At 70.4% G+C, this 14,182-nt stretch carries 14 protein-coding genes; 11 read left to right on the top strand and 3 right to left on the bottom strand.

What is annotated here, in order from left to right; translation table 11 throughout:
• Nucleotides 1-52 precede the first annotated feature (52 nt).
• Genes secY through map form a run of 3 tightly spaced genes read left to right on the top strand, consistent with a single transcriptional unit; the run spans nt 53 to nt 2,802 of the window.
• A complete protein-coding gene (gene secY / locus M4960_RS09055) occupies nt 53-1,375 on the top strand; it encodes a preprotein translocase subunit SecY (protein WP_111083457.1) in 1,323 nt (440 codons plus the stop codon).
• Nucleotides 1,372-1,962, top strand: a complete 591-nt coding sequence (locus M4960_RS09050; protein ID WP_123293144.1) for an adenylate kinase — start codon at nt 1,372-1,374, stop codon at nt 1,960-1,962. Before secY ends, M4960_RS09050 begins: the two co-directional genes overlap by 4 nt.
• Nucleotides 1,963-2,022: 60 nt before the next feature.
• On the top strand, nt 2,023-2,802 hold the full coding sequence (gene map, locus M4960_RS09045; protein ID WP_248704166.1) for a type I methionyl aminopeptidase: 780 nt from the start codon (nt 2,023-2,025) through the stop codon (nt 2,800-2,802).
• Between the two features lie 221 nt (nt 2,803-3,023).
• Here map and M4960_RS09040 read toward each other — a convergent pair whose 3' ends face one another.
• Nucleotides 3,024-4,310 (bottom strand): LCP family protein, encoded by a 1,287-nt coding sequence (locus M4960_RS09040; protein ID WP_173168932.1) that lies wholly within the window; start codon nt 4,308-4,310, stop codon nt 3,024-3,026.
• A gap of 294 nt (nt 4,311-4,604) precedes the next feature.
• Here M4960_RS09040 and infA point away from each other — a divergent pair, with 294 nt between their 5' ends.
• The 8 genes from infA (at nt 4,605) to M4960_RS09000 (ending at nt 12,325) form a co-directional block, all read left to right on the top strand.
• A complete protein-coding gene (gene infA, locus M4960_RS09035) occupies nt 4,605-4,826 on the top strand; it encodes a translation initiation factor IF-1 (RefSeq protein WP_017885509.1) in 222 nt (73 codons plus the stop codon).
• A 70-nt stretch (nt 4,827-4,896) separates the two neighbouring features.
• The gene (gene rpmJ / locus M4960_RS09030) at nt 4,897-5,013 is read left to right on the top strand and encodes a 50S ribosomal protein L36 (protein WP_071276701.1); all 117 of its coding nucleotides are present in this window, start codon (nt 4,897-4,899) and stop codon (nt 5,011-5,013) included.
• A gap of 186 nt (nt 5,014-5,199) precedes the next feature.
• Nucleotides 5,200-5,574: a 30S ribosomal protein S13 gene (gene rpsM / locus M4960_RS09025; RefSeq protein WP_058728274.1), complete on the top strand. Its 375-nt coding sequence runs from the start codon at nt 5,200-5,202 to the stop codon at nt 5,572-5,574.
• A gap of 9 nt (nt 5,575-5,583) precedes the next feature.
• Nucleotides 5,584-5,982: a 30S ribosomal protein S11 gene (gene rpsK, locus M4960_RS09020; protein WP_017885507.1), complete on the top strand. Its 399-nt coding sequence runs from the start codon at nt 5,584-5,586 to the stop codon at nt 5,980-5,982.
• A 190-nt stretch (nt 5,983-6,172) separates the two neighbouring features.
• A complete protein-coding gene (locus tag M4960_RS09015) occupies nt 6,173-7,168 on the top strand; it encodes a DNA-directed RNA polymerase subunit alpha (protein WP_071259847.1) in 996 nt (331 codons plus the stop codon).
• Between the two features lie 63 nt (nt 7,169-7,231).
• The gene (gene rplQ, locus M4960_RS09010) at nt 7,232-7,801 is read left to right on the top strand and encodes a 50S ribosomal protein L17 (RefSeq protein ID WP_123293149.1); all 570 of its coding nucleotides are present in this window, start codon (nt 7,232-7,234) and stop codon (nt 7,799-7,801) included.
• A 157-nt stretch (nt 7,802-7,958) separates the two neighbouring features.
• Complete coding sequence (locus M4960_RS09005; protein WP_123293150.1) at nt 7,959-9,077, top strand: aromatic acid exporter family protein; 1,119 nt, start codon at nt 7,959-7,961, stop codon at nt 9,075-9,077.
• Between the two features lie 41 nt (nt 9,078-9,118).
• Complete coding sequence (locus tag M4960_RS09000; protein ID WP_248704067.1) at nt 9,119-12,325, top strand: BTAD domain-containing putative transcriptional regulator; 3,207 nt, start codon at nt 9,119-9,121, stop codon at nt 12,323-12,325.
• Nucleotides 12,326-12,335: 10 nt separating this feature from the next.
• On the opposite strand, the gene M4960_RS08995 is transcribed toward M4960_RS09000, so the two are convergent.
• Together M4960_RS08995 and M4960_RS08990 are read right to left on the bottom strand one after the other, a co-directional pair.
• On the bottom strand, nt 12,336-13,169 hold the full coding sequence (locus M4960_RS08995) for an ABC transporter permease (protein ID WP_123339476.1): 834 nt from the start codon (nt 13,167-13,169) through the stop codon (nt 12,336-12,338).
• Nucleotides 13,166-14,179: an ATP-binding cassette domain-containing protein gene (locus tag M4960_RS08990; RefSeq protein WP_248704066.1), complete on the bottom strand. Its 1,014-nt coding sequence runs from the start codon at nt 14,177-14,179 to the stop codon at nt 13,166-13,168. Before M4960_RS08990 ends, M4960_RS08995 begins: the two co-directional genes overlap by 4 nt.
• Between the last annotated feature and the right edge of the window lie 3 nt (nt 14,180-14,182).

The raw sequence follows: 14,182 nt of genomic DNA, 5'->3' as shown, positions 1-14,182 counted from the left end.
ACACCGGAACGGCCGCGATCGACGGCCCCGGTCCCAGAAGTTCGGAGTCCTCGTGTTCAGAGCGGTCGCGCGCATCATGCGCACCCCTGATCTTCGCAAGAAGATCGGCTTCACCCTCGCGATCATCGCGCTGTTCCGCCTCGGGTCGTACATCCCAGCACCGTTCGTCGACTACGCGGCCGTGCAGAGCTGTCTCGCCAGCGCCTCGTCGTCCGGCGGTCTCTACGACCTGATCAACCTGTTCTCCGGCGGCGCGCTGCTGAAGCTCTCGGTCTTCGCGCTCGGCATCATGCCGTACATCACGTCGTCGATCATCGTGCAGCTCCTGCGCGTGGTCATCCCGCACTTCGACTCCCTCTACAAGGAGGGCCAGTCCGGTCAGGCGAAGCTGACGCAGTACACGCGCTACCTCACGATCGCGCTGGGCGTGCTGCAGTCCACCACCCTGATCACGGTCGCCCGCTCGGGTGCCCTCTTCGGCACGAACGCGTCGTCCTCCTGCTCGTCGATCATCTCGAACGACAGCTGGTACGCGATCATGCTCATGGTCGTCACGCTGACCGCCGGTACCGGCCTCATCATGTGGATGGGCGAGCTCGTCACCGAGCGCGGCATCGGCAACGGCATGTCGCTCCTCATCTTCACGTCGATCGCGGCGCAGTTCCCGTCGGCGCTCTGGGCCATCGAGCAGTCGCAGTCGTTCGAGCTCTTCCTGTTCGTCATCCTGGTCGGACTGGTCATCATGATGGCCGTCGTGTTCGTCGAGCAGTCGCAGCGGCGGATCCCGGTCCAGTACGCCAAGCGCATGGTCGGCCGACGCACGTACGGCGGCAACAACACGTACATCCCGATCAAGGTGAACATGGCCGGCGTCGTGCCCGTCATCTTCGCGTCGTCGCTGCTGTACCTGCCGGCCCTGGTCGCGCAGTTCAACAAGCCCTCCGACGGCTCCGAGCCCGCGGCGTGGGTCACCTGGATCGAGAACAACCTCGTCTCCGGCGACAACCTGTTCTACATGGTGCTGTACTTCCTGCTCATCGTCGGGTTCACGTACTTCTACGTGGCGATCACCTTCAACCCTGAAGAGGTCGCCGACAACATGAAGAAGTACGGCGGGTTCATCCCCGGCATCCGTGCCGGTCGTCCGACCGCCGAGTACCTCGACTACGTCCTCACCCGGGTGACGCTGCCCGGCTCGCTCTACCTCGGTTTCATCGCGCTCATCCCGCTGGCAGCACTGGCGCTGTTCGGCGCGAACCAGAACTTCCCGTTCGGTGGCGCGAGCATCCTGATCATCGTGGGTGTTGGTCTCGAGACCGTGAAGCAGATCGACTCGCAGCTGCAGCAGCGTCACTACGAAGGGCTTCTCCGTTGAGCGCACGTCTCATCATCGTCGGACCCCCCGGAGCGGGGAAGGGCACCCAGGCCGGACGGATCGCCGAGTCCTTCGGGATCCCGGCGGTCTCGACGGGCGACATCTTCCGCAAGAACGTCGCAGAGGGCACGCCGCTCGGTGTGCAGGCCAAGGCGATCATGGACGCCGGCGACTACGTGCCGGACTCCTTGACGAACGAGCTCGTGAAGTCGCGCCTGAACGAGGCCGACGCAGCCGAGGGGTTCCTGCTCGACGGGTACCCCCGCACGGTCGGGCAGGTCGAGTACCTCGACGCGCTGCTCGCCGAGCAGGGCACCGGGATCGACGCGGTCGTGCAGCTCGTCGCCGACCAGGACGAGCTCGTCGGCCGGTTGCTCAAGCGTGCCGAGCAGCAGGGCCGCAGTGACGACAACGAGGAGACGATCCGTCGTCGCCAGCAGGTCTACACCGAGCAGACCGCTCCGATCGTCGGTGCCTACGGCGACCGCGGTCTCGTCCTCGACGTCGACGGCCTCGGCGCGATCGACGAGGTCGGCGACCGCATCCAGGCGGCGCTGTCGGCTCGCGGGCTCACCGCGGGCGTCTGACCCGGCGTGGTCCGCTTCCGCAAGCCCTCGATCTACAAGACGCCGGACGAGCTCCGCGCCATGGTGCGCCCCGGGCTGCTGACCGCCGAGGCGCTCGACGCCGTGCGGGCGGCGATCCGTCCCGGCATCACGACGGGTGAGCTCGACGCGATCGCCGAGCGGACGATCCGCGACGGCGGCGGGATCCCGAACTTCCAGCTCGTGCCGGGCTACCGGCACACGTTGTGCGTGTCCGTGAACGACGAGATCGTGCACGGCATCCCCGGTGACCGCGTGCTCGCTCCCGGTGACATCGTGTCGGTGGACGCCGGTGCCGAGGTCGACGGCTGGAACGGCGACAGCGCGTTCACCACGGTCGTCCCCGGTGGTGACGCCGAGGTGTCCGCAGCACGCCAGACGCTCTGCGACACCACGGAGCGCTCGCTCTGGCACGGCATCGCGGCGCTCGCCCACGCGAAGAACCTGCACGAGGTCGGTTCCGCGGTCGAGGACGCGATCGACGAGACCGGTGCCTGGGGCATCGTCGAGGACTACACGGGGCACGGCATCGGTCGCTCCATGCACGAGGACCCGCCGGTCTTCAACTACCGCGTCCGCGGTGCCGGTCCGGCGGTGAAGCCCGGCCTGGTGGTGGCCATCGAGCCGATGGTCACCGCGGGCACGATCGACAGCTCGACGGACGACGACGACTGGACCGTCCGCACCATCGACGGCAAGGACGCCGCGCACTGGGAACACAGTGTCGCTGTGCACGCCGACGGCGTGTGGGTCCTGACGGCCGCCGACGGCGGCGCTGCGGGCCTGGCCCCGTTGGGCGTGACGCCCGTCCCGATCCCGTAGGACGGGCCTCCAGTCCGACACGCCACTGCCGGCCGCACCCCCGACCGGGAGGCTCGGCGCAGCTCCGTCCCGCGGCGCGCGCTCGGCGGTCCCACGTCCACGGCCGCGCGAGACGCCGTCGTCGTGCGGAGACGCCGGCAAGACGCCGAGACGCCGTCGGATCCGGCGGCGTCTCGTGCGTTCGGGGGTGTCGTGGCAGGACGACGGCGTCTGGGGTGCGGTCAGTTGCCGACGGAGCAGGTCTGCTCGGAGGCGCTCTGCCCGGTGATCGACGACGGCAGCGGGGTCGACGTCGCCGTGCTCGTGGCCGACGAGCTCGGTGCGGACGACGTTCCCGACGATGCGCCGCTCGACGCGGGCGCCGACGCCGTGTCGGACGGCGTGGTGCCGGTCGACGGTGCGGTCGTCGCAGTGCCCCCGGCGGTCGGTGACTCCTCGGACGCGCGCCCGGTGCTCGAGTCGCTCAGCGAGGACTTCACATCGTTCTGCAGTGCCACGTTGAGCGTGTGGGCGGTCTCCTGGTCGACGATCACCCGCGCGCTGTCGTCGGGGTCGTCGGCGACGGGGTACTGCACGAAGAGCATGTTGGCGGTGCTCATGCCGCGCAGTGCGGAGGCGAGGCCGACGAGGGTGCGGGTCTGGGCCAGGCCGTCGGACAGCGTCATGTTCGACAGGGCCGCGCCGGCGAGCTTGTAGAGCGTGATGGGGTTCGACAGGGTGCCGTCGGAGGTGACCTTGCGGAGCAGCGCCGACAGGAACACCTGTTGCGAGCTGATCCGGGCCAGGTCGCTGCCGTCGCCGACGCCGTGGCGGGTGCGCAGGAACGCGAGGGCGTCGGAGCCCTCGAGGTTGTGCGAGCCGGCGGTGAGGTGCAGACCGGTGAAGGTGTCGTCGATGGGCTCCGCGACGCAGACGTCGACGCCGCCCAGGGCGTTCGACATCTCGATCACGCCGTCGAAGGTGATGAGCCCGGCGTAGGGGATGCTCAGGCCGGTGAGGTTCTCGACGGTGTCGACGACGCACGAGACGCCACCGTTGCCGAGCGCCGTGTTGAACATGGCGGAGGTCGAGGCCGGGTAGGTCGTCCCGCTCGCGGGGTTGGTGCAGGCCGGGATCGGGACCATCAGGTCGCGGGGGAAGCTGACCGCGGTGAGCTGCTGGTGGTCCTCGGAGATGTGGATGAGCATCGTGACGTCGTTGCGGGCGCCTTCGACGTCGTCGTCGGAGTCGAACTGTCCGACGCGGGTGTCGCTGCCGATGAGCAGGATGTTCGCCCCGCCCTTGATCGCCGTGATGTCGGCGGTCTTCGCGGTGCTCTGGTCGTCGGTGCTGAGCTGCACGGTCTGCGGTGCGGTCGCCAGCTGCGCGCCGGCGATGGCGGCGACGCTCGTCCCGCTCACGAGCACGACGGCGAGTGCCGAGGCCACGACGGTCACGAGCGTGGTCCAGCCGCGACGGCGGGCCTGCTTGCCGTGTGCGGCGAAGGGGCGTCGTGTGGCATCGGGCACGTGGTCTCCGTTCGGTGGTCCGCGCAGGGTACGTGGGCGGCGGACGTGGCTGCGGAGCAACGCTACGGTCCGGGCACAAGCTCCGGCCCGGAGCACGCCGTCAAACCACTGTGGAACACTCAGGCGTGCCACCGGAAGCCCCAGGTGAGGGGGCGTGCCGCGCCTGCACTTGGCAATTGCGGGTTTACCACATAAGATCGATCTTTGGTGTGTCATGCCCTCTCGGGTGTGGCGACCGACCCGCAGACCGGTTCGGGGATCACACCTGTTCCACAACCAAGCGACAGTGAGGCTATGGCCAAGAAAGACGGCGTCATCGAGATCGAAGGCTCGGTGCTCGAAGCTCTGCCCAACGCGATGTTCCGCGTTGAGCTGACGAACGGACACAAGGTCCTCGCGCACATCTCCGGGAAGATGCGCCAGCACTACATCCGCATCCTCCCCGAGGACCGCGTGATCGTGGAGCTGAGCCCGTACGACCTGACCCGCGGCCGGATCGTCTACCGCTACAAGTGATCCGCGAGCTGGAAAGGAACGGCTCGGCAATCCTGCCGCGCACGAAGCCAGCGAGCACGAGGAAAGAACAATGAAGGTCAACCCCAGCGTCAAGCCCATGTGCGAGCACTGCCGAGTGATCCGCCGCAAGGGCCGCGTCATGGTGATCTGCAAGAGCAACCCGCGTCACAAGCAGCGCCAGGGCTAGTCCCGGGCGCGTGACCGGCGCCGACGCTGTCCCTCGGACAGCAGGCTGCTCGAGCACGACCCACAACTGAAGATCGACAACGCAGTACCAGAACCCGGTCGCACGACGGCCGGGGGACACCTCGGGTCGGAGGCCCGGGCACCGGTACTGCTCCACACCTCCATCGACAACAGGAGCAGCCATCACATGGCACGTCTAGCAGGCGTCGACATCCCGCGCGAGAAGCGCGTGGAGATCGCACTCACGTACATCTACGGCGTCGGCCGTACCCGCGCGGTCCAGGCACTCGCCGAGACCGGTATCTCCGGTGACATCCGCGTCAAGGACCTGACCGACGACCAGCTCGTCGCCCTCCGTGACTTCATCGAGGGCAACTTCAAGGTGGAGGGTGACCTCCGCCGCGAGGTGGCAGCCGACATCCGTCGCAAGGTCGAGATCGGTAGCTACGAGGGTCTTCGCCACCGTCGTGGTCTCCCGGTGCGCGGTCAGCGCACCAAGACCAACGCGCGTACCCGCAAGGGACCGAAGCGCACCGTGGCAGGCAAGAAGAAGGCTCGATAGGAGACCCCGATGGCTACCCCCAAGACTGCCGCGCGCAAGCCGCGCCGCAAGGAGAAGAAGAACGTCGCAGTGGGCCAGGCCCACATCAAGAGCACGTTCAACAACACGATCGTCAGCATCACCGACCCGTCGGGTGCCGTCCTCAGCTGGGCGTCCTCGGGTGCCGTGGGCTTCAAGGGTTCGCGCAAGTCGACGCCGTTCGCGGCGCAGCTCGCCGCCGAGTCCGCTGCGCGTCAGGCGCAGGAGCACGGCGTCAAGAAGGTCGACGTCTTCGTGAAGGGTCCGGGTTCGGGCCGCGAGACCGCGATCCGTTCGCTCCAGGCCGCTGGCCTCGAGGTCGGTTCGATCAACGACGTCACTCCGCAGGCGCACAACGGTTGCCGCCCGCCGAAGCGTCGTCGCGTCTGACGCGAGGAGCAACCGGCCGCGCCCTGCTCGTCCCCTGACGGGGTCGGGCAGGGCCCGCGGCCATTCCTGGTCGTTCGATCGCGCACATCGGTGCGCGTGATCACAACTCAACAGACCCGTCGGGGCCCACGCGGCCCCGTCGTACCGCCAAGTGTCATATAGCGGACACTTCGCCGAAAGGAATCCCACAGTGCTCATTGCACAGCGCCCCACCCTGACCGAGGAGTCGATCTCCGAGCACCGCTCGCGCTTCGTCATCGAGCCGCTCGAGCCGGGCTTCGGTTACACCCTCGGCAACTCGCTGCGCCGCACGCTCCTCTCCTCGATCCCCGGCGCGGCTGTCACCAGCATCCGCATCGACGGTGTCCTCCACGAATTCAGCACCGTTCCCGGTGTGAAGGAAGACGTCACCGAGATCATCCTCAACATCAAGAGCCTCGTCGTCTCCAGCGAGCACGACGAGCCGATCACCGCGTACCTGCGCAAGCAGGGTGCCGGTCAGGTCACCGCAGCGGACATCTCCGCTCCGGCCGGCGTCGAGATCCACAACCCGGAACTCGTCATCGCGACCCTGAACGACACCGCGCGGTTCGAGCTCGAGCTCACGATCGAGCGCGGCCGCGGCTACGTCTCGGCCACGCAGAACCGTTCCGAGTTCTCCGAGGCCGGTCAGATCCCGATCGACTCGATCTACTCGCCGGTCCTCAAGGTCACCTACCGCGTCGAGGCGACGCGTGCCGGTGAGCGCACGGACTTCGACCGCCTGGTCGTCGACGTCGAGTCGAAGCCGGCGATCACGCCGCGCGACGCCATCGCGTCGGCCGGTCGCACGCTGGTCGAGCTGTTCGGGCTCGCTCGCGAGCTCAACACGGCCGCAGAGGGCATCGAGATCGGCCCCGCGCCGGTCGACGCTGTCCTGTCGAACGAGCTGCAGACCCCGATCGAGGACCTCGACCTGTCGGTCCGCAGCTACAACTGCCTGAAGCGCGAGGGCATCAACACGGTGTCCGAGCTCGTCGCCCTGTCGGAGACGCAGCTCATGAACATCCGCAACTTCGGTCAGAAGTCGGTGGACGAGGTCAAGGACAAGCTCACCGAGCTCGGCCTGTCCCTCAAGGACACCGTCCCCGGATTCGACGGCGCCCACTTCTACAGCGGGTACGACGAGGACGAGTCCAACAACTGATCTCGCGCTCACGCGCAAGCGCGCTGACACCGCGCGCACCACTTTCACCACTGGAGAACTGACATGCCGAAGCCCACCAAGGGCCCCCGCCTCGGTGGCGGTCCCGCTCACGAGCGCCTGCTCCTGAGCAACCTCGCCAACGCCCTCTTCACGCACGGCCGCATCACGACCACCGAGACGAAGGCCAAGCGCCTCCGTCCGGTCGCCGAGCGGCTCATCACGTTCGCGAAGCGCGGCGACCTGCACGCTCGTCGTCGGGTCATCGCGACCCTGCGCGACAAGTCCGTCGTGCACACGCTGTTCACGGAGATCGCCCCGCAGGTCGAGGACCGTCAGGGCGGTTACACCCGCATCACGAAGCTCGGCTTCCGCAAGGGCGACAACGCCCCGCTGGCGTCGATCGAGCTCGTCCTCGAGCCGGTGTCGGGCACGCCCGCCCCGGTGAAGCGCACCGCGGCTCCGGCCGCCGCCGCTCCGGTCGAGGAGCCGGCTGCCGACGAGACCACCGAGGAGGCCCCGGTCGAGGCGACCGAGACCACCGAGGAGTCCGCGCCGGTCGAGTCGGAGACCGAGACCGAGGCTGCCGCCGAGGTCGAGGCCGACGCCGCCGAGAAGAGCGACGACACCAAGTAGGACCCCGCGTCACCACGAAGCCCCCGCGACCCAGGTCGCGGGGGCTTCGTCGCGTTCGGGAGCGCTACCCCTGCTCCCCGACGTCCGGAGAACGCAGGACCGTCGCCTTCCCAGTGGGCGCCCCGTAGCGTGTCCGCCCGACAGGGAGAGTCACCACATGGAGTTCCAACACATCGCGGGCGTCGGTCGCCGCGCGTGGCGGTGGAGCCGTACGTCCGGCACACAGCCGCGACTGCTGCACGCAGCCAAGGCCGCCGGCGCCGCTGCACTGGCCTGGTTCATCGCCAGGCACGTGCCCGGGGTCGCGTCCGACTACCCGTACTACGCACCGCTCGGGGCGATCGTCGCGATGCAGACGACGGTCTACGCGGGGCTGCGCAACGGCATCCAGACGCTCGTCGGCATCCTGCTCGGCATCGCCGTCGCGGGCTTCACGATGATCGTGGGCGACCCGGGGATCCTCGCCGTGGCCCTGGCGGTCGGCATCGGGGTGCTCGTCGGCGGGTTCCGGGTGCTCGGCGAGGGCAGCACCTGGGTCTCGACGGCGGCGTTGTTCGTGCTGCTCGTCGGCGGGGCGAACGCCGAAGGCTACTCGTTCGGGTACCTGGTGCAGATGGGCGTCGGCGTCGTCGTCGGCCTGCTCGTGAACTTCCTGGTGTTCCCACCGCTGCACTTCTGGGACGCCGAACGTCGGATCGACGAGGTGAACGCCGTGTTGGCCGAGCACCTCGAGGGGCTCGCGCGCGTGCTGGAGACCGGCAAACGCGACGAGGACGCCTGGAACCGGCAGCAGGACAAGCTCGACCGTGCGATCGCCGACGTGCGCGCGCGGGTGTCCGTCGCGCACGAGAGCCGGAAGATCAACCCCCGCGGGGCGCTCCGCGGGTCACGGGCTCGGCTCCAGCAGGACGGGGCACGCTTCCGGGCGCTCGAACGGGTCGCCTGGTACACGACGGACCTCACCGAGCTCGTCGCCCGGTCGGGTCCGGTGTCGGCGAACATCGGGCGTCCGGATCCGGCGTTCACCGAGCCCCTCACGGAGGCGCTCCGTCAGCTCGCGTGCATGATCCGCGGGGAGTGCCCCGAGGACGAAGGCGACAAGGCGATCGAGCGACTCGAGCAGGCGCTCGACGCCTCGCGCGAGAATCCGTCGCACGTCGCGGTGACGGCGTCCGCGCTCGTGGCGCTCCGCGGCATCGTGGAGTCCGAGCGCCGTGCGACGGACAACCTCGACACCCGCACGGGGCCGTCGGCGTTCCACCGTCCGCGCGGCTGACGCGAGGACCCCGTGACACCGGCGCTCCGTAGACTCGCACCGTGACCGTCCCGCCCCGAATCAACGTCCTCGGACCGGTCACGGTGACGGGTGCGGACGGCCGGCAGTCGCCGGTGCCCGGGGCGCTCGCTCGGGCGTTCCTGACGGCGCTGGTGCTCGCGCGCGGCCACGCCCTGACCACCGAGTCCCTGATCGACGACCTCTGGCCGGACGTGCAGCCGCGGGGTGCCCGTGCAGCGCTGCAGACGCTCGTGTCCCGACTGCGCCGGAGCGTGGCGGACGGCCTCGTGGTGTCGACGAGCACCGGGTACGCGTTGGGCGGCGACCCCGAGGACGTCGACCTCGCCCGTGCCGAGCGTGCGGTGGGCGGGGCGGAGCCGGCAGCGGTCCGTGCGGCCCTCGACCTCTGGCGTGGTGACCCGGGCGCGGACGTCGACGGCGACCTGGGCGCGGCACTCGCGGACCGAGCGGCAGCGCTCCGGCGGACACTCCGGCGCGCGCTCGGCGGTGCACTGCTCGACGAGGGCGACGCCGACGAGGCCGCCGCGCTCTGGGCGGCAGAGGCGGTCGCCAACCCCTACGACGAGGTCGCGGTCGCCGGTTCGATGCGTGCCCTCGCCGCGGCCGGCCGCACGAGCGAGGCCATCGCCGCCTTCGCGGCGCACCGTGACCGCCTCGCCGACGAACTCGGCGCCGACCCCTCGGCCGACCTGGTCCGCCTCAACGCCGAGTTGCTGCGTCGGTCCGGCCCCGCCACGGGCAGCGTCCGCCGCGTCGGCCTGCGTGCTGCGCCGAACACGTTGGTCGGGAGGGAGGCCGACCTCGCCGCCGTCTCGGACCTGCTGTCCGCCGGACGGCTGGTCACGATCCTCGGTGCGGGTGGGCTGGGGAAGACCCGCCTCGCGCAGGCGGTCGCCGCCGGCCTGCCGCCGACACAGGGCGTCGTCGTGTTCGAGCTCGCGCCGCTCGCCACGGCCGACGACATCGTGCCGGCCCTCGGCGCGCTGCTCGGGATCGCCGAGTTCCGCTCCACCAGGTCGCTCCGGGACGCCGTCGCGGCCGACCTGCGCACCCGCGTCGTGCGGGCACTCGCCGACGGGCCGACCGTGCTCGTCCTGGACAACTGCGAACACCTGGTGGCCGAGGTCGCCGCCTTCGCCGCGGACCTGCTCGCGACCGTGCCCGAGCTGCGGATCCTGACGACGTCGCGCGCGCCGCTCGCCATCGCCGGCGAGGTCGTGGCTCCCCTCGCGCCCCTGCCCGTCGAGGCCGACGGGGCAGCCGTCCGGCTGTTCACCGAGCGGGCGCGGGCCGCACGACCCGGAGCCGTGCTGCCGGTGGACGCGGTGCGCCGGATCTGCACGCGGCTCGACGGGTCACCGCTGGCCATCGAGCTCGCGGCTGCACGCATCCGGGGGATGAGCGCCGACGAGATCGAGCGCCGGCTGGACGACCGGTTCGCGCTGCTGCGCGGCGGCGACCGGAGCGCCCCGGAGCGGCACCGCACCCTGCTCGCCGTGATCGAGTGGAGCTGGCGCCTGCTCGACGACGGGGCCCAGGACCTGTTGACCCGGCTGGCGCTCTTCCCGGACGGACTCGCGGTCGATGCGGTCGAGGCCGTCGCGGCCCCGGACCGCAGGGCCGACGCGCTCGACGACCTCGCCGAGCTCGTGGAGCAGTCGCTCGTGCAGCTCGTCGAGCACGAGGGCGAGCCCGTGCGGTACCGGCTGCTCGAGACGGTGCGGGAGTTCGGTGCCGCCCGGCTGGGGGACCGCGGCGCCACCGAGGCCGTCCGTACGGCCATGATCAGCTGGGGCCGTGGGTTCGCGGCCGAGCGCAACCTGCTCACGATCACGGGTTCCGCCCAGCTCGAGCGGTTCCGCGAGGTCGCCCGCGAATCCGACAACCTCGTCACGCTGCTCCGCTGGAGCCTGGCGGCCGACGACACCGCGGCGGTCGCGCACCTGTTCGCGGCCCTCGGCGGCTACTGGTCGCTGCGCGGGGCCCACGGCGAGGTCGTCGCACTCGGCCCCGAGGTCGTCCCGGTCCTGCGCCGCACCGGACCGGCGACCGCGGACCGTGCCGCGACCGTGCTCGGACTCGTCGTCACCGGCGGGTCGTCCGCGTTCAGCGACAAGCGCACCGCAGCCCTGGCCGTGTCGACCCTGCGCCGCGTGATGCGCGACGGCACCACCGGGTTCGCGGTGCTCGACGCCCAGGCAGCGCTGCTCCTCACCCTGGGGCGACCGGCCGACGGGTACGCACTGCTCGCCCGCTACCGCGACGACCCGGAGCCCGGGGTCGCCTGCCTGGCGAACATGCTCAGCGCGCCGCTCGCCGAGAACGACGGGGAGTCCGCCGTCGCCCTGCGGTACGCGACCCGCGCCGAGACGCTCTCACGGTCGAGCGACGATGCCTGGACCACCGGGTCGATCGCCGTCACCATGACCCAGCTCCTGGCGCAGACCGGCCGGCACGCCGACGCCCTGCGGTCCGCCGAGGTCGCCCGCGAGCAACTCGAACGGTTCGGGGCCGACGACGACCTGTACGAGATCGGCTGGACCGTCGGCCTCTGCGCCGCGACCACCGGCGACGTCGTGCGCGCCCGGCAGGTCGCCGACGACCTGCAGCACCGTCCGGTCGAGGCCCGCGGCGGGTTCGACGAGGACGGGGTGCAGATCGGCGTGCTCGCGATGGCCATCGGTGCGGAGTGCTCGCGCTGGGAAGGAGCCCTCGACGACGCGGCGGCGGAGTACGCCCGCGCCTGGGACTCCGTGCTGCCCCTGCGGAAGCAGACGCCGCACTGGACGCTCATGGCGGGCTCGGCGCGGATCGCGGCGCGGGACGAGGCGGCGGTGCGCCGGTCCGACGGAGCCGCGCCGGGCCTCCCGGTCGACGACGTGGCGGTCGCGAGACGCCTGCGCGTCGGTGCGCTCGTGATGCTGCGCGTCCACCCGTGGTGGCTGGACCTGCCCGTGATCGGGACCGCCTTGCTCGGCCTGGCGCTCGCCGCCGCCCGTGACGGACAGCCGGAGCACGCCGCTCGCTGCTGGGGGCTGGCGACCCGACTCGGTTCGCGGCAGGACTTCGGCGTGCTCGCGCACCCACGGATGCGGTCGGTGCTGGCCGACGCCCTCGGCGACGCGGTGCTGGCGGACGCCGAGACGGCCTCGGCCGGATCGAACCGGACCGAGGCCGTATCGGAGGCGCGGCTCCTGCTCGAGGAGCTGCGGTTCCGCGTGCGCTGACCGGCGCCCGTCAGGCCTTCCGCATGTACGCGCGGACCGTCAGTGGCGCGAACACCGCGACCACGACCGCTGCGCCGAGCAGGCTGATCCAGAGGTCGACGCCCACCGTGCCGTGGTTCACGAGCTCGCGGACCGCCGTGATGAGGTGCGAGATCGGGTTCACCTCGGAGAACCAGCGCAGCCAGTCCGGCAGGGTGTCCGCCGGCACGAACGCGTTCGACAGGAACGTCAGCGGGAACAGCACCATGTTGGAGATGCCGGAGACGCTCGACGCCGTCCGCGCGACGACGCCGAAGTAGGCGAAGATCCAGCTGATCGCCCACGCGACGACGATGACCAGCAACCCGGCCAGGACGACCGCACCGAACCCGCCGGCGGGACGCAGACCCATGATGATGCCGACCGTGAAGGTGATCGTCGTGGCGATCGCGTACCGGACGGTGTCGGCGAGCAGCGCACCCGCGAGCGGGGCGATCCGGGCGATGGGCAGGGACTTGAAGCGGTCGAAGACGCCCTTGTCCATGTCCTCGCGCAGCTGCACGCCGGTGACGATCGACGACGTGATGTTCGTCTGGACCAGGATGCCGGGGATGATGATCGGCAGGTAGCTCGCGACGTCACCCGCGATCGCACCACCGAAGATGTACGTGAACATCACGGTGAAGATGATCGGCATCAGGGTGACGTCGAACAGCTGCTCCGGGGTGCGCCGGACCTTGATCAGGCCGCGGTACGCCATCGTGAGCGACTGCCGGACGGTGGCGCCGAGGCCGGTCGCACCGACGCCGGGGCGCGGGGTGATCCGGGGCGCAGCGGTGCCCGTGGTGGTGGTGATGGTGGTCATGCGATGCTCCCTGCGAGTTCGCGGTCGGTGCTGTCGTTGTCGTCGTCGGTGCCGTCGTCGTCGGTGGTCGCCGGTGCGCCGGTGATCGTCAGGAAGACCTCGTCGAGGGTGGGCTTCTGCACGCTCATCTCGGCGAGGGTGATGCCGGCCTCGCGGAACGACACCAGCAGGTCCGTCACGCGGTCGGGGTCCGACATCGGTGCGGTGAGACGCGAGCCCTCGGGGCTGGCCACCGCGTCGACACCGAGGGTGTTCCGGACGATCGTGCGCGCGGCGTCGAGCCGGAGCGCATCGGTCAGGCGGAGCTGCAGCGACGAACTGCCGATCGAGGCCTTCAGCTCGTCGCTCGTGCCCTCGGCGACGACCTTGCCGTGGTCGATGACCGCGATGCGGTCGGCGAGCTGGTCCGCCTCGTCCAGGTACTGCGTCGTCAGCAGCACCGTCGAACCCGTCGCCACGAGCTCGCGGATGGTGTCCCACATCTGCGCACGGGTCCGGGGGTCGAGCCCCGTGGTCGGCTCGTCGAGGAAGATCAGCGGCGGCTGCGCGATGAGGCTCGCAGCCAGGTCGAGCCGGCGACGCATGCCACCGGAGAAGCCCTTGAGCGGGCGTGACGCGGCCTCGGTCAGCCCGAAGCGTTCGAGCAGCTGGACGGCTTTCCGCTTCGAGTCGGCGCGGGACAACCCGAGCAGGCGCGCGAAGATCACCAGGTTCTCGGTCGCGCTGAGCGTCTCGTCGACGCTGGCGTACTGACCGGTCACCCCGATCAGGGTGCGGACCGTCTGCGCCTCGCGCCGGACGTCGTGCCCGAAGATCCGGGCCTCGCCGCCGTCCGCCTTGAGCAGGGTCGCGAGCATGGAGATGGTGGTGGTCTTGCCGGCGCCGTTGGGACCGAGCACGCCGTAGACCGTGCCGGCCTCCACACGGAGGTCGACACCGTCCACTGCGCGGTTCGTCCCGAAGGTCTTCACGAGGCCGGAGGCCTCCACCGCGAGCGGTGTCGTGGTCATCGA

Origin of the sequence: Curtobacterium sp. MWU13-2055, assembly GCF_023242305.1 — a bacterium.
Classification (GTDB): domain Bacteria; phylum Actinomycetota; class Actinomycetes; order Actinomycetales; family Microbacteriaceae; genus Curtobacterium.
This window is presented reverse-complemented; position numbering and strand designations above follow the sequence as displayed.

Excerpts from the sequence above, each read along its gene's own strand:
- rpsK (WP_017885507.1), top strand. The coding sequence starts at position 5,584 with ATGGCTACCCCCAAGACTGCCGCGCGCAAGCCGCGCCGCAAGGAGAAG.
- infA (WP_017885509.1), top strand. The coding sequence starts at position 4,605 with ATGGCCAAGAAAGACGGCGTCATCGAGATCGAAGGCTCGGTGCTCGAA.
- M4960_RS08995 (WP_123339476.1), bottom strand. The coding sequence starts at position 13,169 with ATGACCACCATCACCACCACCACGGGCACCGCTGCGCCCCGGATCACC.
- M4960_RS09005 (WP_123293150.1), top strand. The coding sequence starts at position 7,959 with ATGGAGTTCCAACACATCGCGGGCGTCGGTCGCCGCGCGTGGCGGTGG.
- rpmJ (WP_071276701.1), top strand. The coding sequence starts at position 4,897 with ATGAAGGTCAACCCCAGCGTCAAGCCCATGTGCGAGCACTGCCGAGTG.
- M4960_RS08990 (WP_248704066.1), bottom strand. The coding sequence starts at position 14,179 with ATGACCACGACACCGCTCGCGGTGGAGGCCTCCGGCCTCGTGAAGACC.
- map (WP_248704166.1), top strand. The coding sequence starts at position 2,023 with ATGGTGCGCCCCGGGCTGCTGACCGCCGAGGCGCTCGACGCCGTGCGG.
- rplQ (WP_123293149.1), top strand. The coding sequence starts at position 7,232 with ATGCCGAAGCCCACCAAGGGCCCCCGCCTCGGTGGCGGTCCCGCTCAC.
- rpsM (WP_058728274.1), top strand. The coding sequence starts at position 5,200 with ATGGCACGTCTAGCAGGCGTCGACATCCCGCGCGAGAAGCGCGTGGAG.